Below are 20,893 nucleotides of genomic sequence, written 5' to 3' on the forward strand. Positions count from 1 at the left end.
GGGCTGGCCTTGAATCTCCCTTAAAACAAAAGTCCCGTTCCCAGGATCCTCTGCCGGCGATCCGACGGGCAGAGCTGTGATGATTAGATTCGAAAACGTCACTATGGTCTACGACCAGAAGTCACGTCCAGGTTTGGACAACATCAGTATCGAGATTGACCGTGGCGACTTTGCGTTCCTAGTCGGTGCCTCGGGATCCGGTAAGTCCACCTTCCTGAGCCTGGTGTTGCGGGAACTTGTTGCAACCAGCGGTTCGGTCCACGTGGCCGGGCAGAACGTGGCGCGCATTCCTTCGTGGCGCGTGCCCAAGCTGCGCCGCGGCATCGGCGTCGTATTCCAGGATTTCCGCTTGCTTCCCCAGAAGAACGTTTTCGACAACGTTGCCTTTGCCATGCAGGTCATTGGTGAGAATCGAAATTCCATTCGTGAGCACGTTCCCGAGGTCCTGAAAATGGTGGGCCTCGAGGGCAAGGAAAAACGCAAGCCGAACGAGCTTTCCGGCGGTGAGCAGCAGCGAGTGGCCATTGCCCGCGCCATCGCCAACAAGCCGGCAATCCTGTTGGCCGATGAGCCAACCGGCAACCTGGATCCTGCCACCAGCGTCGGCATCATGAATGTCCTGGACCGCATCAACCAAAACGGCACCACGGTCCTGATGGCCACACACGATGACGGCATCGTGAACTCAATGCGTCGCCGGGTGATCGAGCTTTCCGCAGGCAAGATCCTGCGCGATGAGACGGCCGGTGAATACACGTCGATGATCCCGGTGGTCAACCAGGACGGCACACGCGAATTGCGCGTTGCCGGTCCTGGTGAGCTGAGCAAAGGCGTACCCAGCAAGCAGGCCTTCGCCCCGTTCGACACAGAGGATGACATGCCATGAGGCTCGGATTTATTCTTGGCGAAGTAGGCTACGGCCTGCGTCGCAACCTTTCCATGGTGATTTCCGTCGTGCTGGTCACGTTCGTTTCATTGACATTCGTGGGCGCCGCGGCACTCTTGCAGATGCAGATCACCCAGATGAAGGGCTACTGGTACGACAAGGTACAGGTTGCCGTCTTCCTCTGTGGCGAAGACTACGGATCGGCCACCTGTGCCGACGGGGCAGTGACCGATCCGCAGCGCAGCGACATCCAGTCGATGCTCGAATCGGCTGCGGTCAAGCCGTATGTGGCCAGCTTTGAACATGAATCCAAGGAGCAGGCACTCGCGCATTTCCGCGAGCAGTTTGAAAATTCCGCCATCGTCGACACCGTCACGGCCGACCAGCTTCCCGAATCATTCCGCGTATCCCTGGTCGACCCCGAAAAATACGATGTAATCAACGAGCTCTTCTCATCCATGAAGGGCGTAGACGTCGTGATCGACCAGCGTGAACTGCTCGAAAAAATCTTCTCGATCATCAATATTGCTTCGGTCGTGGCCATCGGCATTGCCGGAGTCATGATCGTTTGTGCGGTGCTCTTGGTGGGAACAACGATCAGGCTTTCCGCATTCACGCGTCGTCGTGAAACAGGGATCATGCGTTTGGTCGGGGCGTCGAAGGCCTCCATCCAGCTGCCCTTCGTGGTGGAAGGTGTCATCGCCGGTCTGTTGGGTGCGCTCTTGGCCTCCGGAGTGCTGTGGGGCATGGCCACGTTCTTCATTGACGGAAAGCTTGCCAAGGAATATCCGGATACGGCATTCATCTCCACCGGCGAGGTATTCATGGTCGCACCTGCGTTGATCCTACTCGGAGTGGTTTTAGCTGGTGTATCGTCGATCGTGACCTTGCGGCGCTACTTGAAGGTTTAGTGCGTCGTTTTTTCATGTCTGTCACTAAGAATCTAACGGGACAAAGGAAACTAATGTTGGCCAAAGCAGTATGGTGTCGGGTCGCGCGTGCAGGAGTGGTGGGTGCGATTTCAGCTGCGTTGCTGGTCTCTGGCGGTGTCGGTGCCCACTCCGATGAGCTTGACGACCGCAAGGTCGAGATCCAGCAGAACATCGATGACCTGTCGGAAGACATGGAATTCCTTGACGCCGACATCAAGGCTGCCGATGCCGAGCTCCGGGGTTTTCAGGCGCAGCTCCCGAATGCCCGTCTGGCATTGGCTGATGCCCAGGGACGTGTGCAGCGAGCCTCCGATGAAGTTGCCGATCTTGAACGCCGGCTTCAGGCGGCCCGTGAGACGCGCGACCAACTGAATGTGAAGATGGCCGAAGACAAAGCCAAGCTAGAGGACACCAGGAAGATCATCGGCCAGATCGCCACCCAGGCTTACAAGCGCGGTGGTGTTTCTTCGGACTTGACCTTGATGCTCAATGTGAGTTCATCAGGCAATCTTGCGACCGGAATGGACCTGGCGGATCAGGCAATGCGTTCGCAGAACGCTGCCTTGGATTCCCTGAGCCAGCAGTCGGCAACGGACGCGAACTCGAAACTGCGTCTGGCGGCAGTCGAAAAGGAGATTTCCGATTTCAAGTCCCAGGCCGACGCAGCATTGGCCCGTGAAGAAGTCGCGCGCAATGAGGCTGAATCCAAGAAGCAGGAACTTGATGGAATCATTTCCAAAACCGAATCGCTGAGTGCCGAATTGTTGGCCAAGCGTCCGCAAATCCAGGAAAAGCTGGAAGCGGAGGAGTCCGCCCAAGCCCAGAACAACGCGGCCCTCAAGGAACGTCAGGAACGATTGATCCGAGAAGCGGCCGAACGGAAGCGCAAGGCAGAGGAAGCCGAACGCCAGCGGATCGCCGAGGCCAAGGCCAAATGGGAACGTGAGGAGGCCGCGCGGGCGGCGAAGGCCAAAAAGGAAGCGTCCGCCGCCAAGAAGCCGAACAGTTATGTGAAGCCGCAGTATGTTCCTCCCAAGGCTCAGGCTCCAGACGCCGAACGTAGTTCTTGGGGTTTGGTCAAGCCCGTCAGCGGTGGCCGCCAGACCTCGAGCTTCGGTTGGCGTCCCACTCCCGCCGGGACCATTGACTACGGCGGACGTGGAGGCTACGTGCACGCCGGTGTGGACTGGGGCTTTGGCGGCCAGTGCGGTTCGCCGGTGATGGCTGCGGCCGACGGTGAAGTTTGGTTCTCCGGGTGGGGTGGCACCTCCGGCAACAAGGTCACGATTAGCCACGGCGTGATTCGCGGCAAGGCCCTCGCGACGAACTACCACCACATGCAGAGCCTGAACGTCCGCAACGGCCAGCATGTCAAGCAGGGCCAAATTATTGGATACGTCGGCACCACGGGCAACTCCACCGGCTGCCACATGCACTTCGAGACCATCGTCAACGGCACGGCCGTGAACCCATTGGGACTTCTCTAGCGGTAAACTGAAGTTTCGCTGAACTATGAAGTCTTACGTGGAGAGGAGCTGCCGACGTGGCTAAAAAAGACTCGGAGGAACGGATCATTGCGAGCAATCGCAAGGCCCGGCATGACTATGAAATCCTCGATACCTTTGAAGCCGGAATGGTGCTTAGCGGCACTGAGGTGAAGTCGCTTCGCGAAGGCAAGGCATCGCTAGTTGACGGGTTCGGCCAGTTTTACCGTGACGAGTTGTATATCGAGAATGTTTACATTCCCGAGTACCTCAACGGTTCCTGGACCAACCATGCGGCCCGTCGCCGACGCAAGCTGCTGCTGCACCGCCAAGAGCTGACGAAGATCGAACGCAAGATCTCCGAATCCGGCCTGACGATCGTGCCACTGAGCCTGTACTTCAAGAACGGGCGCGCCAAGATTGAGATCGGCGTGGCACGCGGCAAGAAGGAGTACGACAAGCGCCAGTCGCTGCGTGAGAAGCAAGACAACCGCGAGGCGTTGCGCACCATGCGCGAACGCAACCGGGGAAACCGCGAGTAAAATAGGGAATAGACGTAACTCATTTGTGCGTTAGACTAGGTATCCACGGATAAAACCGTGGAGTTGGAGCGGTGCAAGCCGTTCGTTGACAACAAAATACGGGGATGATCGGTTTCGACGGTGTGAGTCGCGACAGGTGAAGCGGGCCGAGGATGCAAAGTTATCTCGTAAACGCTCTTTGCAAAACAATAAGTGCCGACTCAAATCGCACTGACTTCGCTCTCGCTGCCTAAGCAGCCAGACCAGTCCGTTAGCCAGGGGATGCTATCGCCCCTGTTCCTAACGTCATTTAGATAGCCACTGCGGGAAGTTAGCGTTACCGGAACGACCTGCATAATTTAGGTAACTGTGCTCGGATCAGCCGCTTGTTTGCGTGACGGCTGGAGCAGAGAAATTCCACTGCAAACTGCGCCCGGAGAAGACCTGGCAACACCACATCGGACGGGAGTTCAATTCTCCCCATCTCCACATAAGAAAACCCCTAGATCGCATTGATCTAGGGGTTTTCTTTTTGCCTGTTGCTTAAACCGGCTTAAATGTTGCCCAGAACGGCATGAAGGCAGGGTGGAACGGCCTGGTAACGATACAAGTTATCGAACGCAAGAAAGGCTCCGTGTACCGAGTCGTGTACCGGAACACAGATACGGGCAAGGTCGCTTCTCGGGTTTTCCCAGAGCAGGACAAAGCTGAAACCTTCAGAGATTTCTTGGAAGGCAACGGGCACGGCCTCAAGGCCGCGACGGAGGTAAAGCGTGTCTATGACAAGAAGCTTCCGCGTGTGCACGAAATTGTTAAGACACATATTGATCAGCTCACGAAGCCTCAGTCCGGAACCATCAAGCGCTATCGCAACCATGCGAACGGGCACATCAACGAGTCCGCCCTGGGCAAGATGGCAATCAACAAAGTATCCAAGCAGCATGTGATCGACTGGATTGACGGGCTCCGATCCGCCAAGGAATCAAACATCCCCGAGGGGTCGGAGCTTTCGCAGCGGACCAAGAAGAACATCCACGCGCTCCCGTCCAGCGCGTTTGATACAGCTGTAGACGCCGGGCTGATGAACAAGAATGTGGCCAAGGGGATGGGCGACCCGGACACGCACGAAGCTCGGGAGCCTGTCTACCTGTCCCCGGAAGACCTCGTGATCATCGAAAACGCGATGCCGGAACGTTACAAGCTATTCATCCGCGTCCTTTCCAAGACCGGACTTCGATACAACGAAGCTACGGCCCTTCGCAAGTGAGACATTCGCGTGGAGGGGGAGCGGTGCGTAATCATGATCACCCGAGCTTGGAAAAGCAGCGACATCGGCGAAGTGATCGGCCCGCCGAAGACCTCAATGGCGAAACGCAATGTCACCTGCTCCCTGGAGTTCTCCGCTGACCTGATTGAACCCATGAAGGACATGCGGCCCGGGGGGGGGGGGGGGGGGGCTGTTGTTCACTAGGGTTGGCGGCGAGTTCCTTCGCAACAGCTACTTCCACAAATACACATGGCAGCCGGTGATCAACAAGCTTGTGGCGGACGGCGACCTGGATGAAAAGCCGTGGATTCATGAGATCCGCAAGGCTCACACCACACACCTTCTTCAGAAGGGCGTGGCGGTGAACGTGGTGCAAGCTCGACTCGGGCATGAGAGGATCCCCAGACGACGCTCAAGATCTACGCGAGACTGACAAACGACGACGACCGTAACGCTGCCGACGTGCTCGGCTGATTCCTGGCAACAAAAAGTAGCCCCCGAACTCAACCGAGTTCGGGGGCGTTCTTGTGCTGACTAGTAGTGCATATGTTCTATTTAGTTACTTGAAAATCGTACACTTGTTCCCATGGAGGGTGTGGAGATTCAGTGGACGGCGTCGGGGAAGCCTTTGCGGGTGCGTCGTGCTGGTCGCGTGTGGACTGTGGTTGTTGAGCCGGTCTGCTGGTTTGAGTGGGTTGCTTGGTGGAGGACGGAATTGCGCGCACCGAAGGGTGAGCCTTTCCGGATTGAAGTGCAGGTGTGGCAGGTGCAAGTGACGCTTGGGTCGCCGGCCTCGGAGCCAGTGACATGGCAACTGATGCATCATCCGCAGACCGGCGGTTGGCAGGTCCGCGATCCAGGATGGCCGGTGCGCTAACGCAAAAGTGCCCACCGGGACAGGCTCAGCCTTCGGCCTCGGCGTCAGCCGCGGCTGCGAGCCCGACGGCGAAGCCGAGCGCCGCGGCGAGGCTGCTGGCTGCCTCCACGACCCGGGGCGTGCCGATGATGGGTGCAACGGCGACGAGGATGCCCTGCGCATCCTGCAGGGTGATTCCGAGCTCCATCGCTCCACCGGCGTTGAACAGGTAGGAGGCGGGCGGGGCGTCGACCGCCGCGAGGGCCGCGATCCGTGCCAGCATCAGCTCACGAGGATCGAGGCTGCAGCGATCCAGTGATGCGGTGGTGATCTCGACGAGGGTGTCGAGGACTGGGTTTTCTTCTTCGGCCATGGTCATGTCTCCATCCGGTTGCGGTGGTGTGGGCCGAGGGACGCGACGGGATCGGATCGCCCCGGCTCTACCCGCAAACCTAGTGCGCCGAGGCATGGGACGACATCACCCGCAGGGGGTGAGCCCACCGCCGGCTACCCCGGCATCCCTCAAGCCCGCTCCGCACCGCTGGTGCCGCAAGGATGCGAAGCCCGCAGAGCTGCCCGGCCCCGGCCGTACTGATGGACAGGCACAGACCCTGTCGGGGTGGATTTGCCTGGAACCGTCATCCGCCAAGGCGGCGAATCCAACCCTCTCGCAACCGATTGCGATGCGAGACAACCGAACGCCCGGTAGAGCGACACCAAGCGATCGCGGAACGCCGCCGCGAAGCGCTGAACTCCACACCCGACTAGCGACCGCGCATTTCGGGAACAAAAAAATCGCCCCACCCAATTCCTTTCGGATTGGGTGGGGCGATTTCGTTCAGGGCTGGTTACTTCCCCTTGAGGTCTTTGGCTGCGTCCTTGACGTTTTCGCCTGCCTGTTTGGCGTTTGCGACCGCTTTGTCCTTGTGGCCTTCTGCCTTGAGGTCTGGGTTGTTGGTGGCGTTTCCAACGCCTTCCTTGGCCTTGCCGGTTGCTTCCTTGGCTTTGTTGCTGATCTTGTCTCCGAGTCCCATGTGGGTTTCCTTTCGATGATCTGGCTTACCTCTTCGACCCTAGGAAAGTTTTCTGGACGTTCCCTGCAAGCGGGAAAATTGACGCCCTGCTGCCCTGGATTTTCTATTGCATTCAGGTGGGTTTTTTGGTGTTGTTTCCTCAACCAACCGAGTGGCATTCCGCCCCTGGATGATCAGGCAAAGGGGTTCCTATGACAATGCTTGAGGGTCAAGTGGCTTTGGCGTCGCGGGGATGACGGTCGTGGTGCTGGTGGCCTCGGGCCTTGGTCGCTGTTGGGCGACCCGTCGTGAGCGGCAGACCAAGACGGCGGAGTCGAGGTGGCAGGGGGCTGGCGCCGCTCCAGATTCCGAGATTTCCCCAGCCATACGCGAGATCCCGGGTTCATAGAGAGCACAACAATTGGCTCCCATCCGAAAAGGTCGAGTGGGAGCCATCTATTTACGGATCCTCCGCGGTAGGGCGTGGAAACGAGTCGCGGAGTTTATGGAGTTGTTCTGAAAAGCTACGCCGTCGATTGCCGCTTGTCTACGGGTTGTATCGCCCGGGATTAATGCGCTGGTGTGGCAGGTGCAGGTCACCCTGGGTGCCGATCGTCGGATCTGTTGACCTGGGAGCTGGTTCATCATCACCCCACCGGTGGTTGGCGGGTTCGAGACGTAAACCAGGGGGCCGCCTAACGACAAAATGAGCCCCACCCGTGAGGGTAGGGCTCATCTATTCGCAGATGCCATGACGGGCATGAGCGTCTACGAACGGTTGCGCAGGTCCTTGGGGGTTACCTGCGAACGGTTGCGCAGGTACTGGGGGGTTACCTGCGCAACGGCAACCATACCAGTGTTCTCAGGTGCCAATGAATGTCCCTACTTCGAGATCGAAGCCCCCACCCTTTCCGCGAGGGAGGTGCGGGGCTTTACCTTAGTTGCGAACTGCAATGTTAGCGTATGTACTAATTACAGAAAGGAGGTACGGATGTCACAATATCGGGAACTTCTAGACGGGCTAACCGGAGTGATCGCATCACTCGCACTGCTCGTCGGAGCCTACGCCCAACTGGTCGAGGCCAAACAGCCAGACCGGAAGCGAAAGCAGAAAAAGAAGTAGAGCCGGTTCCCGCCTAAACCAAGTAGGCGGGAACCGGCCCACCCCATAATTATGACACCAACATCATCATGAAGATCAACAAAACAACAGTCGCCATCGTAGTGATGGCACTAGTGGTATTTTTCCTTCCACTGCCGACCATTCCCCGATTCATCCTCGCCTGCGTGGCGCTCGGGGTTGCCATCCGATACTTGATCAAAGCGCGCAAGGAGTCACAGTGACCGTTCGCTATCTAGCCATTGCGGGCATCGCCACTCGCGTGGGAGTCTCGCCCAATACGATCAAGAAGTATGCCGATGACGGACGACTGCCTGAGCCTGATGCCATTACCGGCGACGGGCCCAAGAGCGTCCGCGGCTGGCTTCCCGAAACGATCGATGCTTGGAACGCCAGCCGCCCCGGCCGCGGGCGGAAAGCGGTGAACGACCAATGAGCGTACTCGACCAGATCCGCGAGGCCGCCGACGCTAAAGGCGAGGCACAGGCCGCTCTTGACGAGCGGTCCGAGGCGCTGAACGGGCTTGTGCGCGAAGCCTGTGCGCAGGGCCTAACGGCCGTGCGGATCGCCGAAGCAAGCGGACTGTCGAAGCCGCGGATCTATCAGATTCGGGATCACCGCTAGCCCGCGGGTCCTCCTGAACACAAAATAGCCCCACCCTTTCCTTTCGGATCGGGTGGTGCTATTTTGCTGTCTATTCGGTGGCGCGCTGTGCGTAGCGTTCGGGGGCGGCCCGCGTGGGCTCGTGATCACCACTGTGAACAGTGCTGTCATCGGTGTCATCCTGTGTAATTGCCTCGTGGCGGCCCTGTGCGTAGACAGGTGCCTTGGCGGAGCCGAGCACTGCACGGGTCAGCCAGTCGGGCAGCTTGGGTTCCAGCCAGCGCCAGAGCGCGTACCAGGCGCCGATGATGAACGCGCTGATGACTGGCACGGCAAGGTCACCGTAGGCCAGCAGGTCGGCACGCAGCGGCTTCAGCACCGGTGCGACACCGAGCAGACACACAATGAAGCTGCCCCACATTGCCGGGGCGATCGTTCGAAGAATCGAGATGAGCATGTGTGTCTCCTACTTCTTGAAGTACTGGGCTTGGTGGTTGAGCCATCCGATTTCGCCGCGGATGGTCTTGGCCTCGCGCTTCCCGTCGATGTACGCCTTGGACGGCAGGAACCCGTTGGCCACAAGCAGGGCTTGCAGGGCGCGAACGAGGACCGTGCCGAAGACCGGCTTCTTCCCGCGGTCGGCTTCGATGGTGCCCTTGTAATAGCCGAGCTTCTTGAGCCACCGCTGGAGGTTCGTGGTCAGCGACTTGTCCTTGTAGCCTTCGCGGCGCATGATTTCGCGCCATGCCTGGTCGCTGGCGAGGGTGTGGGAGTCGGTGGCCTTGAGCTTGCTGTTGGGCCACGACTTCGCCGGGGGTTGCGACCTGGGGATTCGGCTTGCTGGCGCCGGCCGGCTTCACGTCGCTGCCGATCTTCCATGCCCCGGCTGCCGAAGCCGCGGCCGTGTGGCGGATGCGCACGTGGAGGTGGGCGGTGTGGCCATTCGGGCCGGTGTACGGCTGCCAGCCCGCGGCGTGGGTCCAGATGCGGCGGTTCCAGATGACGTAGGCGACCCGGGGTTCACCGACGATGGTGGCCAGCAGCTCGTCGACGTCGATGCCGTCCTTGTCGAAGTCGAGAGCGCGGACCACGCCGCCGTCCGCATAGTCCGGGTTGTGGTCGGACGGTCGGGCCTGGTGGGACGGGTCGCCGATCCAGCCGTCGGAATCCCTGTCGCGGTCCGGCCAGCGTTTGTTGACCTGGCCGCGTAGGCGCATCAGGGATGGGGCAAGGTGATAGGCCATGGGTGCCTCCCGGGCATGAAAAAGCCAGCGCGTTGGCACTGGCTTGGGGCTATGGGGTGGATTGGTTTTCGGATCATTCGGGGGAAACGGGTGTGCCCGCCACGGATTGTGGCGGGCACACAGGGGAGTCGGCCAGTCCGGGTGTCAGCCAACCGCCACAAGGGAGCCGTTGCCGTTGATGCGGACATACGAGCCGGCGCCCCAGGTTCCAACGACCCGGTTGGTGGCGTTGGCGACCATGCCGATGGCGGTCGTGTCGGCGCACCCGGAACCGATGCGCACGCCGTTGGCCATCGTGGCGTAGCGGGAGCCGTTCTTGCCGATGGTGAAGCCCGTCGCGGTGATCCGGTCGTGGTCGATGTAGAGCCCCTCGTCGCGGCAGTCGTCAACGACGATGCCGGTCAGCGTGTTGTTCGGCTGTCCCACATAGACGCCCTTGGCGTTGTCCTGCGACTCGAAGCCGCTGACCACGCCGTAGCTGGATAACCAGTTGAGCCCCCAGCCGTCGCAGTAGAACGCCTTGGAGTTGGCCATCTTCACGTTTGCGGTGTCGATCTTGAAGCCGTCCCCGGTGACCGTGCCTGCGTGCACGTTGGAGATGAACCCATCCGAGGACGACTGGACCCAGATGCCGTGCCCGCCGATTTCGCGCAGCTGCACCCGGTCGATCATCCAACCGCGCTGGGCGGCGGTGCTCGTGCAGAAGAGCACGATGCCGTGCCGGTTCACGCCGCTGGTGAAAGCGCGGATGTAGACGTCTTGGATGGTGTGGTAGCTGTCGGGGTTGCTCGGCGGGTACTTGGACACGTCGGCGTTCGTGCTGCCGGTCATGTTGAAGTAGATCCCGGCGCTGGTTCCGCCGGAGGAATAGTTGCCGTTCAACCACACTTTTCGACCATCACCATGTGGTCCCCGGCCGAGGCCAGCATGATCATGCCCGCCGCGGTGCAGTTCACGGCGCGCAGTTCGGTGAGCCAGCCGGCGCCGGTCAGCCGCACGCCGGAACGCATCAGGATCGGGCTGGTGATGTTGAACCGGCCACCGGTCAGGCGCACCGTGCCCAGTTGGGCCGCGCCTGCCGGTGAGGTGTCGTTGCGCGCCTGCAGGGCGGCGGCAAGATCGATGGCAGCGTTGATGACGGCCCCGTCGTTCGTGCCGGTTGCCACGAGAACGTAGGTTCCCGCGGTGGCCTTGACCGCCGCGGGTGCGTCTGAAGAGATGACGATAACTTCCAATGGGAGCCTCCTGGGCGTAGGTAAAGCCGCCATAGATGGTTGATTCCAAGGGGTCAGTGGTCATAGGCGGTCAATGAACGCAGCGGATGGGCGCCGATGTTCAGGTTGTGCCAGATCGCCGCGGTCATGGCCAGGAGGCGCTGCAACACCCGCACGGTGACCCCGGCGACGGTTCTCCCGCCGTGGGCCTCGAGGCCCGGCTGGCCCTTGAGGGTGTCGTTGATTGACTCGATGACCTGCCGCAATGGCTTGAGGAACTCCCTGCCCGGCCGGGTGGGCCGGACCAGGACGATTCCGGCCTCGGCGAGGTCTGTCTCGAAGGCCCGACCGAAGTAGTTCTTGTCCGCCAGGATCGTTTGCCCGGCCCCGATCCTGGCGGGGGTGGAGTCCAGGATCCCGAGCAGGACCTCGCGTTCATCGGGCTTCGCCCCGGTCAGGGCGAAGCCCACCGGCAACCCCGGCCAGCGTGCACAAAGGGTGCAGGCGCAGGCCCCGGAACCAGCGGGAGTGCGAGGCGCAGTACCCGGTTTCGGCGAACCCGGCCAGCCCGGAGCGGTGGACCGTTTCGCGGGAGCGGCCGCATTCGACCGGTGTCGAGTCGGCCACCTGTGATCCCGTCGGCCCACAACCCGGTGTCCCGGCCCAGGTGTGCGGTCACGGCCTGCAGGGTTCCGCCCAGGTGCCGCAGGTGCTTGTTGTAGCCGGACTGGCCCGGCAGGTGCGGGAACCATTCGATCAGGTCAACCCGGGCATGGCGCAGCCACCGGCGTTCCGGGGTGTAGCCGGGCAGGGCCTGCAGCACGGTCACGATGACCAGTTCCGCGTCGGTGATCAGCGGTTGCAAACCGACCTCCGGCCGCCACGGGGCCGCGTCCGGATTGGCCTTCAAAAAGTCGTCCGTCGAGGAGTACAGTGCTGTTGCCAAGGGTGTCCAGGTCGTTGTCCATCAGAACTCTCCAGGTTCGAATGTTGGGTATTACACCTCGATTCTGGACACCCTTGCCTGCATAGTCACCCCTTGGAATCAATCATCTAGGTGGGGCGGCTTGAGCGAGTTAGATTGGATTGATGGACTACATATTCACTTTTCGTGGCGGCCCGCGTGACGACGAAAAGACATTGCTGGACGTCAGTGTCTTCCCGATGCACCTGCCCGGTGGTCGGTATGTCTGGAACGGGTTGTCGCACGCGCTTCCCTACGACGTGACTAAACTGTTCCCCGAACCGCATCATGCGACCGCCGTATGGAAGCCGAACAAATAATGCAGTCAGAGGTTGCGGCGCTGTTCGCGGAAGACGGTCCAGCCGATGCGCCAGACTGAGGCGATCAGCAGGACGTTGAGCGCGAGGCAGACGTGGGCGCGGCCGGGGAACTCCGGGAAGAAGCTGCTCGCGGTCGCCAGGGCGGTGATCGCGGACTGGGTGGCCAGTAGCCCCATGAGTGCGCGCCCGGCCGCGTGCCGGCGCCACACGCCCCGGGTGAGGACGTGCCAGCCGATCATCACGCCCAGCGTGGACAGGCAAGCGGACAGGACTAGGATCCCGGTCAGCGGTTGGATGGTCATAGCGGCCTGTCCCGAAACGCCTTGGTCAGGCTCTCGCTGAAGTGGTTGCGGTGGTTGATCCGCTCAAGCTGCACGGATTGCTCCCGGGCTTCGGCGAAACGGTCAAGCGCGGCCTTGTGGTGCACGCTGGCTTCGATCTTTGCGGCCAGCGCCTCGGTGCTGTCGTCTTGCGAGGGGCAGAATCGGCGGAACCATTTCATGTCCCGTCACCGTCCCGCGCCGCGCCCATCACCTTGATGACGGACTCGCCGACCATGGTTTGCTTCTCGATGGTGCGGGCTTGGACGGCGTTGGTTTCCTTCAGCGTTTCCGCTGCGTCCCGCCAATGCTCCTTCGCTCTCACCATCACGTCGTAGATGCTCTTCGGAACGAGCTGGCTGGTGAGGATCAGCCAGATCGCCAGCATCAACAGGCCGTAGGGGGTCAGGCCGCCGAGAGCCTGTCAGGGGAGGTCTGCGGTGTAGGCCATGGGGTCGTTGTAGTGCAGGGTGTAGTCGATTGGTTTGCCGCACTATGCGCAGGGGGAGTTGTTCGCGCTTGAGGCGTGCTTGCTTGCGTCGGTAGGCGCGATGCCCGCGACCATTGCGATGGTTGGCCATCACTCTCACTTCCATTACTTCGGCAATAGGTTGCCGGTTTGCCTTGTTTTGGTGTGAGCTCTGTGACTTGATCGCCCGAATCGGCCACATTTTGCCTGTGACTTATCCCGCCCTCACCAACGTGGGGGCGGGCTGCCGTCTTCGGCGTGCTGAACTGACCGTTTGGTAGGCTTGACTCTTTGGAAAATCGACAAAGGGGAAGTTTTGCAAGACATCAAGGAATTCAGTCCAGGCCTCGTTCCATGCGATTCATGTGGCATGTTGCTCCACTATGTTCTGATGCCTTTTGGTCCGGAGAGTTATGGTGCGCTTGAATGCGATGAGGTCACGTGCCTCAATTCGGAGTGCGGCAACTTCTGGCTCCAGTCTGCTCCCGGGTCGATGTCACTCGGTGAGCTGGCTGCTCGCGATCAGCAGTACGCAGGAATCAAGGCTCATGTCCGTGCCAAGCATTTGGCGCTGTCTGCCGCTTAGCGGCTAAGTAGCAGGCCCGACGGTGGAAGGCGCGTCGGGCCATGGTCTAGCGTCTGCGCGGAGTGGCACGTAGCAAAGCCCGCCCTCACGTTGGTGAGGACGGGCAATGGAAGGATCTTAGAACTCGACGAGCTCTAGGGATGCGAATGGGAACATTCGGAATTCGCCGGTCTCTTCAAACTGTACGTAGGCAGTCAGTTCATGCCCCTCGGAAGTTTTCATGAGGTGGCTGGGCCCTTGGTTGTAGGCCAGTCGACCAATTTCGCCGGTTGCTTTGATGCGCACGTGGCTGTACCTGTTTCGGGTGTTGCCGATGTCGCTTGGAATTTCTGTCACGGTAACTCCTTGGGGATGAGGGCGGCTTGTTCTGTACCCATACTGATCTGAGCATGGCCAGAATGTCGAGAGGTGGAAGGCTCCGGGCCGTGAGTGGGATGCCGCGCCTTGATCGCGCTGTCAGCCTGGCTGTCATCCCTGCCCGGCGGCTCATGTTCCGGTTGGGCTATTCAGTTGTTTCCTCTGCTTGTGCTTCCGATTTGGCTGAGGCGGTGTCCGGTGGTTGTGTGCCCTTGCTTGCGGTTCGCTTGACGAGTGTTGAAGTGCGTTGCGACTGCAAAGGTCTTGGGCCGGTTACGCCGGCTAGTCGGGTTCCTGTCGTCGATGAACCATGCGGGTGGGTTTGTTAGAGCGCTACCACCATGCGCGGTGTGGCAGGTCTGCGGCCGTGGGGAATGTGCAGACCTTGGGGGCGTTGTTCCGGGAGTTGGTCGGCACCTGACTTTGACCACGTTAACGAAGTAAAGCCGCCAACCTTTCGGCTGGGCCTATAGGCCTTTGCGCCATTCCTGGCGCTCACCATGTCGGCAGGGCTAGTCATCGGCGGCACATTGCCCGCCAATGCAGCTCCGGTCGCACCGATTGCCGCCGTTCAAGCTGCGAAGCCAGTGCCGAACAAGGTCGCGATCAGCAAGATCAAGACCGCCAAGGTGAACAAGAAGACGAAGAAGGCAACGGTCAAGCCATCGGTGAAGTCCTCCGGCCAGGTCAAGGTCTCCTCGTCCAAGATCACCGTGAAGCAGGGCAAAAAGACCGTCGCCAAGAACGTGTCCTCAGCCAAGCTCAAGGCGGGCAAGTACTCGGTTACGACAACTGCCAAGTACAAGACCTGGACCAGCAAGACGACCAGCAAGGCTGTCACCACCAAGAAGCTCGTTGCCAAGAAGGGCAGCAACGTTGCGGTCACCTGCAAGTTCAAGAACTCGACAGACGGTATAGCGCCCCTTGGCATTTTCACAGGAGATCCTGCCGATAAAGACGGGGTGGAAATCCTTCTCGTGACGACCACCTGCACCGGAGGATTCGACGGCTCCTTCGAGGTTCACGGAATCAGCGCCCCGGCAACGGAGGGAAACATCGCCCTGGACGCCGAGGGCTACAACGGCTGGGATCCGGCATTCGTCCCGGGCGGAAACCCGGGCGTCTTCGTTCCGGAGAACTCCAGCGAGACGGCCAAGCTGAACGTCCTGTCGCCGAAGGACCTGTTCAAGTCCACCAACACCGTTCAGAAGACCACCTCCAAGGTATGGTCGAAAGAACAGACCAAGACGATGAAGCAGACGTTGACCGTAAAGAAGTAGCAGCGGTTCGTTCGTGAAGGCGCCGGCTGGGGTTACCCGGTCGGCGCCTTTCTGCTTTGTCAGAGTCATGTGTCTGGGTAGTGGTAAGGCCACGAGCCGGGGAGTTTCAGATGATCGCGAAGAACGTGGCCCACCACGCGGTCAGCGGCGCGGTGGTTGGTCCAGGCTGTCGGCGTTCACTTTGAGTGCATCGGCGAGGTTCCGCGCTGCGTCTGGGGTGAGCGGCTTCCGGTACGTGCCGCCAATGAGCAGCACCTGCCCGTCGAAGCGTCCGATGCGGGGTTCGTTGAGGTGGGCGAGGGGTGCGCTCGAGTCCGGTTCCCCGTCCAGTGCGGCGCGCAGCAATCCGGCTTCGTGCGGCCCACTATGCTCCCACCTGTCCGCCAGGGCGTACGCCCGCGTTACTGCGTCTTCGGCGGCCTCGGCGCGGGCTTCGGCGTCAACGGCGCGCTCCTTCTGCCGTACGCCTTCGTTGAAGAGGTCGGCCGCGGCTACGTTCAGGCGTGCCACCGCATCGAGCAGGGCGAGCACTTCGCGGTTGGTCACGTGCGCTCGCTGCCCGGCGTCGTACGGCTCGACCTCGGCTCGTAGTGTGCCCAGGTCAATAGGGGTCGGGGTGGTGGTCATGCTTCATTCTTCCATTCTCGGCCCATGGCATCGGCAACGATTACTCCGGCTGGCCTGTACTTTCGACCTATCGGGTTGAAGTGATCGGCAATCATTCGGTGCCCTGGTGGACGACTGTTGCGGGCAGGTAGCGGGTGGCGCGTCCCAGGCTCAGCGGGGCAGTCTCGGGATGCCAGATCTTCCCGTTGAAGATGCTGCCCACGTCGCCCGAACAGTCCTCGATCACCGAGTTGTTCGGCAGTGAGGTGAGCTGTTCGCGCTCGGTGATGTTTGCGGCCAGATCAAGCGATCCGGCTTGGCCGCCGCCCGAAATATCAGCATTCATGCGTTGCTTCTCCTTTACCTAGGCGTGTCGACACACTCGGGCAATGCTCCCTAGTAGGGTTCTCTACGTGCATCGCGATCCTGATGCTGAACGACGTAACTTCATCCGAACGGAGAAAAGTCATGGGATTCATTGGTTGGATTGTTCTGGGCCTGCTTGCCGGTGCGATCGCTAAGGCGATCAAGCCAGGTGACCAGGGCGGCGGTTTGTTCGCCACCCTGCTGCTCGGTGTAGTTGGTGCCGTACTCGGCGGCTGGTTGGGCTCGTTGATCTTCGATGTGAACATCAATGAGTTCTGGTCGCTGTCGACGTGGTTGCTGGCCATCGGCGGAGCGTTGATCGTCCTCGTTGTCTGGGGATTGTTGACGCGCAAGAAGGCGTAGATTATGCATGTGGAGGAGGCTCTAACCTTTCGGGGTTGGGGCCTCCTTCGCGTTGTCACGCGGAGCCCCGGTGCAGGACGCGGGCGGGCAAGAACCGCCCAGCGGCACGCTCGAGGGTGATCGGCGCAGTCTCCGGATACCAAACCTTGCCCAGATGAACCGTGCCAATATCATCGGCTGAATCAATGAACGCTGAGCCATCCGGCAGAGCTTCCATCTGCTCACGCTCGGTGATGGTTGCGGCCTTGCCGAGTGCGCCGGCGATTCCGGGGTAGCGGGCGGGCTCAGGGATCCCGTTGACGTCGGTGTGCGGCAACAGTGCGTCGGCCGCTTGGATGCGATCCCGGGCCTCGAATAGGTTGATGCCAAGGACCTTCTGCAGGAATTCTGGGGTGTCCTTGTGCTGCGGCCTGCCGGAGGGAACCGTGTACGGGTCCTCCGGCAGTGCCTCGGCGCCCGAGAGGAAACCAGCGGGGTCGCTGATGATGCCGCGCAGGTGGTTCAGGGTCCGGGCAGGCAGTTCATGGGCGAGGGTGGACCGTGCCGCGTCCGCGGCAAGGATCTGGGTGAAGCCGATGCGCCGGTGGGCCCGTTCGGTGATCATGCCCAACAGTGCGGCCACGGTGGGGGAGCCGTGGTCGGCAGCGATGTCGGTGGCGAGGCCGACGAAGAGCTCTTCCACGGCGAGCAGGGCGCGCACCCGGTCGGCCCGGGACCCTGGGTGCCCGGGCCGGGCGTGTGGCGCGGGTCCTCCGCGCTCCCGGGCCAGCCGGTCGATGAACTGCTCGGTGTTCATTCCACGATCATGGGCCATGCGCGGTGTGTGCCGAAAGCGCGCGGCTGCGTGGTGTGGAAAAGTCGCCAACGAAGGGTGGCAGGAGCGGGGCGGCGGGAGCTCCGTTGGGGGTGCCCGGAGCGTGGACATAGACTTGAGATGTAAGTGTTGAGCTCGGCGAAGGCCGGGCAATGACGAGTTTTGGTGAGGTTAGGCCAACATGCAGAAGCAACCAGCGTCCAGCAACGGGAAACCCATGGAGAATTCCGGTGCCGCCGGTGCCAGAGACGATGTTGCGCGCCCTGCCACGGAGAGAATGACGGTCCCGAAGCCGGGGCCGCAGCATGGGGCCAAGGTGCAGGCGAAGCCAATGCCGAAGCCGGGGCCGAGGGTCGCTTCGAAGCCCGGTAAGCCCGGCAAACCGGTGGATGCGGTCATGCGCGTTGCCAAAACGGGCCCCGGGGAGGTGCCGAGGCCTGCCGCTGGCGCGAAGCCTGCCGTGCATGCGAAACCGGGGTCGGGCATGAAGCCGGGGGCCGCGAGTGCTGCGGGTTCCCCGACGGGGCGCCCCGTGGGTGGTCTGGCGACCTCCGTCGAGCGGCCTTCGCCGGCAATGATGAAGCCGCACCCGGTCCAGCCCGCGGCCAAGGCGGGTGCCGGCAACGAAGCGCCTGCCGGCCCGGCCGCGGCTGCACCGGGATTTGTTGCCGGCAAGCCGCAGGGTGCCTCGTCGGCGCCGAAGCCCGTGAAGCCGGCGGCGCCGAAGGTACCCGTGGCGAGCGGCGCAGCGCCCGAGGCAGTTGCAGCGCAGCCCGCAACCCCGGCGAAAGAGTTGTCGGTCAGTGCCGTTTCGGGCATGAATGCTGTACCGGACGTCAAGACCGTTCCGGGCGTGAAGCCTGCTCCGGCGGTGCGGGAACGCCACGATGTTCCCCCGGCAGCGGCCGCGGCCGCGGCATCCGTGCCGGGGGATCAGGCATTCCCCGTGGATGACGGGCGGCCGGCAACGCCGGAGGCCGTCGTTCCCGTTGCCGATGGATCGGCCGAAGCGCCCGCCGTCAAGGAGGCGGACGGGCCGGCCGGCGAAGGGGACCTCGGTCCGTCCGCGCTGGACGACACCTTGACCCCGTTGGCCGAAGTTGCGGCACCGGTGCGGGAACCCGGCGAGGAGATGCCGGTGGCGGAGCCGGCTTCGTCCAGCGAACCGTCGCCACCCATGAAGCCGTCGGCATCTACTGAATCCGATGAACCGGCCGCCGACTCAGGACCTGTTGAATCCGCCGTGCCTGTGGTTGCGAAAGCCCCGGCGGCCGCCCCGGCCGAGGGTCGAACGGACCGCAGCGGCGGCACCGTGGCGCTCACGGCGTTGATGGTGGTCTCGTTTGTACTGGAGGTCGCGTTGCTCGGCGCCGGCGCGCTGTGGGCCCTGGGGGCGTTGCCGCTGGCCCCCGCGGCCGCCGTGCTGGTCACGGTGATCCCGCTGATGGTCTTCTGGGGCCTGTTCATGTCCCCGAAGGCGCGTTTCAGGGTTTCCCCCGTGCCGCACGCGTTGCTGAGCCACGCGCTCTTTGCGGCGGGAACCGTGATGCTGGCTGTTGCCGGGCAGCCGGTGTTGGCGATCGCCATGGGCGCACTCACGGTGGCCAGCATCGTATTGACGCTGCTGGTTCGCGGCCGGGATTCCACCGTGGACGCAGGGAAACCGGGGCAGGTCGCGGCCGCGAAACGACGTCGGAAGTCGAAGGGCTCCGGGCGCCGCGCAGCCCGCTAGAAATTCCTGTGCTCCTCCGACACAACGGTCAGGTGGCCGGCGCCGTGGCCGCCCTGAAGGTGGCCGCGGTGCCCGGCCCGACGCCCGCGCCCTACGACCCGGGATCGGCGGGCAGCACCCACATCATGGTGGCGTCGATGTCGCTGAGCTGCGGGTGCGGAAGCTCGATGACGACGCCGGGAGCGATGCCGAGCTCGGTGCAGCGGCGCAACCAGGCGGGGTCCTCGTCGCTGATCCGGCTCACGATCGCGCGCGCCGGGGAACCCGCCTCGGCGAAGCGGTCAAGCCGGATCGCCGGGGGCATCACCACCGTGCCGTCGGGCCCCGGAATCGGGTCCCCGTGCGGATCCGCGGCCGGGTGGCCGAGCCGCGCCGCGAGCGCCTCGATGAAGCGGTCGGAGACGGTGTGCTCGAGCTGTTCGGCCTCGTTGTGCACCTCGTCCCAGGAGTAGCCGAGCTCGCTGAGCAGGAACGTCTCGATCAGCCGGTGCCGGCGCACCACCGAAAGCGCCGCAAGGCGCCCGGCGGGGGTGAACTCGATGGCGCCGTAACGCGGGTGGACGACCAGCTCCTTGCCGGCGAGCTTGGCCACCATGGAGGTGGCCGAGGCGGGGGCGACGCCCAGCTGCGCGGCGATGTTCCCGGTGGTCACGGGGTCGTTTTCCCACTCGGTGAGCGCATGGAGCGCCTTGAGGTAGTTTTCCTCGCTGGCGGTCAGCACGGGGTGCTGCGGGTGTCGCATCAGCGGCCGGCGTTCAGGATTTCCAGGGCGGCGTCGTGCAGCAGCGAGTTGCTGGCCACCGCGTTGCCGCCGTCGCAGCCCTCGACGCCCTCCACGGAGGTGAAGCGCCCGCCGGCCTCGCGCACGATCGGCACCAGGGCCGCCATGTCGTAGAGGTTCAGCTCCGGTTCGGCCGCAAGGTCCACGGCGCCCTCGGCGACCATGCAGTAGGACCAGAAATCCCCGTAGGCGCGCGTGCGCCAGAGGGCGTCGGTCAGCTCGATGAAGTTCTCCCGCTGCCCGCGTTCCTTCCAGCCCGAGAGCGAGGAGTAGGACAGCGAGGCGTCCTCCAGCTTGGCGACGGAGGAGACCTGCAGCTTGTGGGCGGCGGACATCGACTTGCCGGTGTAGGCGCCCATGTCCTTGGCGGCCCACCAGCGCCGCCCCAGGGCCGGGGCGGAGACCAGCCCGACCACCGGTTCCCCGTCCTCGATCAGCGCGATCAGCGTGGCCCAGACCGGGACGCCGCGCACGAAGTTCTTGGTGCCGTCGATCGGGTCGATCACCCAGTGGCGGTTCGACTTGCCGGTGGTGCCGAATTCCTCGCCGGTGACGGCGTCGCGCGGGCGGGCGCGGGCCAGGTGCGAGCGGATCGCTTCCTCCGCCGCCTTGTCCGCGTCGGAGACCGGGGTGAGGTCCGGCTTGGTCTCCACCACCAGGTCCACGGCCTTGAAGCGGGAGAGGGTCAACGAGTCGACCGAGTCCGCAATCACGTGGGCCAGGCGCAGGTCGTCGTTGTACGTCATCACATCGGAGTTCATGCCGTTAAACCTATCCCACCCGGGCCCTCGGGGA

General features: G+C 62.4%; 30 protein-coding genes, 1 other RNA gene and 2 pseudogenes. 15 read left to right on the forward strand and 18 right to left on the reverse strand.

Annotation, left to right across the window (positions count from 1 at the left end):
* Nucleotides 1-79: 79 nt before the first annotated feature.
* The 7 genes from ftsE to JOF47_RS22440 all read left to right on the forward strand — a co-directional run bounded on the left by ftsE (nt 80) and on the right by JOF47_RS22440 (nt 5,523).
* Nucleotides 80-886, forward strand: a complete 807-nt coding sequence (gene ftsE, locus JOF47_RS04205) for a cell division ATP-binding protein FtsE (RefSeq protein ID WP_209996152.1) — start codon at nt 80-82, stop codon at nt 884-886.
* A complete protein-coding gene (gene ftsX, locus JOF47_RS04210; RefSeq protein WP_209996153.1) occupies nt 883-1,797 on the forward strand; it encodes a permease-like cell division protein FtsX in 915 nt (304 codons plus the stop codon). The genes ftsE and ftsX overlap by 4 nt, the downstream gene beginning before the upstream one ends.
* Entirely contained in the window at nt 1,797-3,305 is a 1,509-nt protein-coding gene (locus tag JOF47_RS04215) for a peptidoglycan DD-metalloendopeptidase family protein (protein WP_342592708.1), read from the forward strand. Before ftsX ends, JOF47_RS04215 begins: the two co-directional genes overlap by 1 nt.
* 56 nt (nt 3,306-3,361) lie before the next feature.
* The gene (gene smpB / locus JOF47_RS04220; protein WP_209996154.1) at nt 3,362-3,844 is read left to right on the forward strand and encodes an SsrA-binding protein SmpB; all 483 of its coding nucleotides are present in this window, start codon (nt 3,362-3,364) and stop codon (nt 3,842-3,844) included.
* A gap of 100 nt (nt 3,845-3,944) precedes the next feature.
* Nucleotides 3,945-4,315: a transfer-messenger RNA gene (gene ssrA / locus JOF47_RS04225) on the forward strand.
* A gap of 82 nt (nt 4,316-4,397) precedes the next feature.
* The gene (locus JOF47_RS04230; protein ID WP_209996155.1) at nt 4,398-5,090 is read left to right on the forward strand and encodes a hypothetical protein; all 693 of its coding nucleotides are present in this window, start codon (nt 4,398-4,400) and stop codon (nt 5,088-5,090) included.
* Nucleotides 5,091-5,283: 193 nt separating this feature from the next.
* Nucleotides 5,284-5,523 (forward strand): tyrosine-type recombinase/integrase, encoded by a 240-nt coding sequence (locus JOF47_RS22440; protein ID WP_209996158.1) that lies wholly within the window; start codon nt 5,284-5,286, stop codon nt 5,521-5,523.
* Between the two features lie 469 nt (nt 5,524-5,992).
* On the opposite strand, the gene JOF47_RS04240 is transcribed toward JOF47_RS22440, so the two are convergent.
* Both JOF47_RS04240 and JOF47_RS04245 read right to left on the reverse strand, forming a co-directional pair.
* Nucleotides 5,993-6,319, reverse strand: coding sequence for a carboxymuconolactone decarboxylase family protein (locus JOF47_RS04240; RefSeq protein ID WP_209996159.1), 327 nt, complete (start codon nt 6,317-6,319; stop codon nt 5,993-5,995).
* A gap of 475 nt (nt 6,320-6,794) precedes the next feature.
* A complete protein-coding gene (locus JOF47_RS04245) occupies nt 6,795-6,980 on the reverse strand; it encodes a CsbD family protein (RefSeq protein ID WP_209996161.1) in 186 nt (61 codons plus the stop codon).
* 739 nt (nt 6,981-7,719) lie between these two features.
* Here JOF47_RS04245 and JOF47_RS04250 point away from each other — a divergent pair.
* From JOF47_RS04250 to JOF47_RS04265, 4 genes are all read left to right on the forward strand, one after another.
* Nucleotides 7,720-8,082: a hypothetical protein gene (locus tag JOF47_RS04250; protein WP_209996163.1), complete on the forward strand. Its 363-nt coding sequence runs from the start codon at nt 7,720-7,722 to the stop codon at nt 8,080-8,082.
* A gap of 68 nt (nt 8,083-8,150) precedes the next feature.
* The gene (locus JOF47_RS04255) at nt 8,151-8,303 is read left to right on the forward strand and encodes a hypothetical protein (protein ID WP_209996164.1); all 153 of its coding nucleotides are present in this window, start codon (nt 8,151-8,153) and stop codon (nt 8,301-8,303) included.
* Nucleotides 8,300-8,515, forward strand: a complete 216-nt coding sequence (locus JOF47_RS04260; RefSeq protein ID WP_209996165.1) for a helix-turn-helix transcriptional regulator — start codon at nt 8,300-8,302, stop codon at nt 8,513-8,515. The genes JOF47_RS04255 and JOF47_RS04260 overlap by 4 nt, the downstream gene beginning before the upstream one ends.
* On the forward strand, nt 8,512-8,703 hold the full coding sequence (locus JOF47_RS04265; protein ID WP_209996166.1) for a hypothetical protein: 192 nt from the start codon (nt 8,512-8,514) through the stop codon (nt 8,701-8,703). Before JOF47_RS04260 ends, JOF47_RS04265 begins: the two co-directional genes overlap by 4 nt.
* A 70-nt stretch (nt 8,704-8,773) precedes the next feature.
* Here JOF47_RS04265 and JOF47_RS04270 read toward each other — a convergent pair whose 3' ends face one another.
* The 6 genes and pseudogenes from JOF47_RS04270 to JOF47_RS22445 all read right to left on the reverse strand — a co-directional run bounded on the left by JOF47_RS04270 (nt 8,774) and on the right by JOF47_RS22445 (nt 12,108).
* A complete protein-coding gene (locus JOF47_RS04270; RefSeq protein ID WP_209996167.1) occupies nt 8,774-9,139 on the reverse strand; it encodes a hypothetical protein in 366 nt (121 codons plus the stop codon).
* A gap of 9 nt (nt 9,140-9,148) precedes the next feature.
* The gene (locus JOF47_RS04275; RefSeq protein WP_209996168.1) at nt 9,149-9,415 is read right to left on the reverse strand and encodes a hypothetical protein; all 267 of its coding nucleotides are present in this window, start codon (nt 9,413-9,415) and stop codon (nt 9,149-9,151) included.
* Nucleotides 9,416-9,665: 250 nt separating this feature from the next.
* Nucleotides 9,666-9,926: pseudogene (locus tag JOF47_RS22540) on the reverse strand (hypothetical protein); the annotation flags it as partial.
* A gap of 144 nt (nt 9,927-10,070) precedes the next feature.
* Nucleotides 10,071-10,814, reverse strand: a complete 744-nt coding sequence (locus JOF47_RS04285) for a right-handed parallel beta-helix repeat-containing protein (RefSeq protein WP_209996170.1) — start codon at nt 10,812-10,814, stop codon at nt 10,071-10,073.
* Nucleotides 10,805-11,161 carry a hypothetical protein gene (locus JOF47_RS04290; RefSeq protein WP_209996171.1) on the reverse strand — a complete coding sequence of 119 codons (357 nt, stop codon included), beginning with the start codon at nt 11,159-11,161 and terminating at the stop codon, nt 10,805-10,807. Before JOF47_RS04290 ends, JOF47_RS04285 begins: the two co-directional genes overlap by 10 nt.
* A gap of 53 nt (nt 11,162-11,214) precedes the next feature.
* Nucleotides 11,215-12,108, reverse strand: a pseudogene (locus JOF47_RS22445) (IS982 family transposase).
* Nucleotides 12,109-12,229: 121 nt separating this feature from the next.
* On the opposite strand from JOF47_RS22445, the gene JOF47_RS04305 reads away from it, so the two are divergent.
* The gene (locus tag JOF47_RS04305) at nt 12,230-12,424 is read left to right on the forward strand and encodes a hypothetical protein (RefSeq protein WP_209996176.1); all 195 of its coding nucleotides are present in this window, start codon (nt 12,230-12,232) and stop codon (nt 12,422-12,424) included.
* A gap of 5 nt (nt 12,425-12,429) precedes the next feature.
* On the opposite strand, the gene JOF47_RS04310 is transcribed toward JOF47_RS04305, so the two are convergent.
* From JOF47_RS04310 to JOF47_RS04325, 4 genes are all read right to left on the reverse strand, one after another.
* A complete protein-coding gene (locus tag JOF47_RS04310) occupies nt 12,430-12,726 on the reverse strand; it encodes a putative phage holin (protein ID WP_209996178.1) in 297 nt (98 codons plus the stop codon).
* Entirely contained in the window at nt 12,723-12,926 is a 204-nt protein-coding gene (locus tag JOF47_RS04315; RefSeq protein WP_209996180.1) for a DUF7620 family protein, read from the reverse strand. The genes JOF47_RS04310 and JOF47_RS04315 overlap by 4 nt, the downstream gene beginning before the upstream one ends.
* Complete coding sequence (locus JOF47_RS04320) at nt 12,923-13,132, reverse strand: hypothetical protein (RefSeq protein ID WP_209996182.1); 210 nt, start codon at nt 13,130-13,132, stop codon at nt 12,923-12,925. The genes JOF47_RS04315 and JOF47_RS04320 overlap by 4 nt, the downstream gene beginning before the upstream one ends.
* A gap of 784 nt (nt 13,133-13,916) precedes the next feature.
* Entirely contained in the window at nt 13,917-14,135 is a 219-nt protein-coding gene (locus JOF47_RS04325) for a hypothetical protein (RefSeq protein ID WP_209996184.1), read from the reverse strand.
* Between the two features lie 521 nt (nt 14,136-14,656).
* Between JOF47_RS04325 and JOF47_RS04330 the strand changes: the two genes are divergently transcribed.
* Complete coding sequence (locus tag JOF47_RS04330) at nt 14,657-15,436, forward strand: hypothetical protein (protein WP_209996186.1); 780 nt, start codon at nt 14,657-14,659, stop codon at nt 15,434-15,436.
* 141 nt (nt 15,437-15,577) lie between these two features.
* Here JOF47_RS04330 and JOF47_RS04335 read toward each other — a convergent pair whose 3' ends face one another.
* A complete protein-coding gene (locus JOF47_RS04335) occupies nt 15,578-16,063 on the reverse strand; it encodes a hypothetical protein (protein WP_209996187.1) in 486 nt (161 codons plus the stop codon).
* Between the two features lie 91 nt (nt 16,064-16,154).
* The gene (locus JOF47_RS04340; RefSeq protein ID WP_209996188.1) at nt 16,155-16,388 is read right to left on the reverse strand and encodes a hypothetical protein; all 234 of its coding nucleotides are present in this window, start codon (nt 16,386-16,388) and stop codon (nt 16,155-16,157) included.
* A gap of 122 nt (nt 16,389-16,510) precedes the next feature.
* Between JOF47_RS04340 and JOF47_RS04345 the strand changes: the two genes are divergently transcribed.
* Complete coding sequence (locus tag JOF47_RS04345) at nt 16,511-16,771, forward strand: GlsB/YeaQ/YmgE family stress response membrane protein (RefSeq protein ID WP_209996189.1); 261 nt, start codon at nt 16,511-16,513, stop codon at nt 16,769-16,771.
* A 55-nt stretch (nt 16,772-16,826) separates the two neighbouring features.
* Here the strand turns inward: JOF47_RS04345 and JOF47_RS04350 are convergent, their stop codons facing one another.
* Together JOF47_RS04350 and JOF47_RS04355 are read right to left on the reverse strand one after the other, a co-directional pair.
* A complete protein-coding gene (locus tag JOF47_RS04350; protein ID WP_209996190.1) occupies nt 16,827-17,567 on the reverse strand; it encodes a hypothetical protein in 741 nt (246 codons plus the stop codon).
* 189 nt (nt 17,568-17,756) lie between these two features.
* Nucleotides 17,757-18,404: a hypothetical protein gene (locus JOF47_RS04355; protein ID WP_209996191.1), complete on the reverse strand. Its 648-nt coding sequence runs from the start codon at nt 18,402-18,404 to the stop codon at nt 17,757-17,759.
* Here JOF47_RS04355 and JOF47_RS04360 point away from each other — a divergent pair.
* Complete coding sequence (locus JOF47_RS04360; protein ID WP_209996192.1) at nt 18,403-19,317, forward strand: YrdB family protein; 915 nt, start codon at nt 18,403-18,405, stop codon at nt 19,315-19,317. The genes JOF47_RS04355 and JOF47_RS04360 overlap by 2 nt on opposite strands.
* Nucleotides 19,318-19,408: 91 nt before the next feature.
* On the opposite strand, the gene JOF47_RS04365 is transcribed toward JOF47_RS04360, so the two are convergent.
* Both JOF47_RS04365 and hisN read right to left on the reverse strand, forming a co-directional pair.
* Nucleotides 19,409-20,059: a metal-dependent transcriptional regulator gene (locus JOF47_RS04365; RefSeq protein ID WP_209996193.1), complete on the reverse strand. Its 651-nt coding sequence runs from the start codon at nt 20,057-20,059 to the stop codon at nt 19,409-19,411.
* Nucleotides 20,059-20,859: a histidinol-phosphatase gene (gene hisN / locus JOF47_RS04370; protein ID WP_209996195.1), complete on the reverse strand. Its 801-nt coding sequence runs from the start codon at nt 20,857-20,859 to the stop codon at nt 20,059-20,061. Before hisN ends, JOF47_RS04365 begins: the two co-directional genes overlap by 1 nt.
* Nucleotides 20,860-20,893 lie beyond the last annotated feature (34 nt).

The organism is Paeniglutamicibacter kerguelensis, from assembly GCF_017876535.1.
Taxonomy (GTDB): domain Bacteria; phylum Actinomycetota; class Actinomycetes; order Actinomycetales; family Micrococcaceae; genus Paeniglutamicibacter; species Paeniglutamicibacter kerguelensis.

Excerpts from the sequence above, each read along its gene's own strand:
- ftsE (WP_209996152.1), top strand. The coding sequence starts at position 80 with ATGATTAGATTCGAAAACGTCACTATGGTCTACGACCAGAAGTCACGT.
- ftsX (WP_209996153.1), top strand. The coding sequence starts at position 883 with ATGAGGCTCGGATTTATTCTTGGCGAAGTAGGCTACGGCCTGCGTCGC.
- JOF47_RS04230 (WP_209996155.1), top strand. The coding sequence starts at position 4,398 with ATGAAGGCAGGGTGGAACGGCCTGGTAACGATACAAGTTATCGAACGC.
- JOF47_RS04240 (WP_209996159.1), bottom strand. The coding sequence starts at position 6,319 with ATGGCCGAAGAAGAAAACCCAGTCCTCGACACCCTCGTCGAGATCACC.
- JOF47_RS04245 (WP_209996161.1), bottom strand. The coding sequence starts at position 6,980 with ATGGGACTCGGAGACAAGATCAGCAACAAAGCCAAGGAAGCAACCGGC.
- JOF47_RS04250 (WP_209996163.1), top strand. The coding sequence starts at position 7,720 with ATGAGCGTCTACGAACGGTTGCGCAGGTCCTTGGGGGTTACCTGCGAA.
- JOF47_RS04255 (WP_209996164.1), top strand. The coding sequence starts at position 8,151 with ATGAAGATCAACAAAACAACAGTCGCCATCGTAGTGATGGCACTAGTG.
- JOF47_RS04265 (WP_209996166.1), top strand. The coding sequence starts at position 8,512 with ATGAGCGTACTCGACCAGATCCGCGAGGCCGCCGACGCTAAAGGCGAG.
- JOF47_RS04270 (WP_209996167.1), bottom strand. The coding sequence starts at position 9,139 with ATGCTCATCTCGATTCTTCGAACGATCGCCCCGGCAATGTGGGGCAGC.
- JOF47_RS04275 (WP_209996168.1), bottom strand. The coding sequence starts at position 9,415 with ATGCGCCGCGAAGGCTACAAGGACAAGTCGCTGACCACGAACCTCCAG.
- JOF47_RS04305 (WP_209996176.1), top strand. The coding sequence starts at position 12,230 with ATGGACTACATATTCACTTTTCGTGGCGGCCCGCGTGACGACGAAAAG.
- JOF47_RS04310 (WP_209996178.1), bottom strand. The coding sequence starts at position 12,726 with ATGACCATCCAACCGCTGACCGGGATCCTAGTCCTGTCCGCTTGCCTG.
- JOF47_RS04315 (WP_209996180.1), bottom strand. The coding sequence starts at position 12,926 with ATGAAATGGTTCCGCCGATTCTGCCCCTCGCAAGACGACAGCACCGAG.
- JOF47_RS04320 (WP_209996182.1), bottom strand. The coding sequence starts at position 13,132 with ATGCTGGCGATCTGGCTGATCCTCACCAGCCAGCTCGTTCCGAAGAGC.
- JOF47_RS04330 (WP_209996186.1), top strand. The coding sequence starts at position 14,657 with ATGTCGGCAGGGCTAGTCATCGGCGGCACATTGCCCGCCAATGCAGCT.
- JOF47_RS04335 (WP_209996187.1), bottom strand. The coding sequence starts at position 16,063 with ATGACCACCACCCCGACCCCTATTGACCTGGGCACACTACGAGCCGAG.
- JOF47_RS04340 (WP_209996188.1), bottom strand. The coding sequence starts at position 16,388 with ATGAATGCTGATATTTCGGGCGGCGGCCAAGCCGGATCGCTTGATCTG.
- JOF47_RS04345 (WP_209996189.1), top strand. The coding sequence starts at position 16,511 with ATGGGATTCATTGGTTGGATTGTTCTGGGCCTGCTTGCCGGTGCGATC.
- JOF47_RS04350 (WP_209996190.1), bottom strand. The coding sequence starts at position 17,567 with ATGAACACCGAGCAGTTCATCGACCGGCTGGCCCGGGAGCGCGGAGGA.
- JOF47_RS04360 (WP_209996192.1), top strand. The coding sequence starts at position 18,403 with ATGAATGCTGTACCGGACGTCAAGACCGTTCCGGGCGTGAAGCCTGCT.
- JOF47_RS04355 (WP_209996191.1), bottom strand. The coding sequence starts at position 18,404 with ATGCCCGAAACGGCACTGACCGACAACTCTTTCGCCGGGGTTGCGGGC.
- JOF47_RS04365 (WP_209996193.1), bottom strand. The coding sequence starts at position 20,059 with ATGCGACACCCGCAGCACCCCGTGCTGACCGCCAGCGAGGAAAACTAC.
- hisN (WP_209996195.1), bottom strand. The coding sequence starts at position 20,859 with ATGAACTCCGATGTGATGACGTACAACGACGACCTGCGCCTGGCCCAC.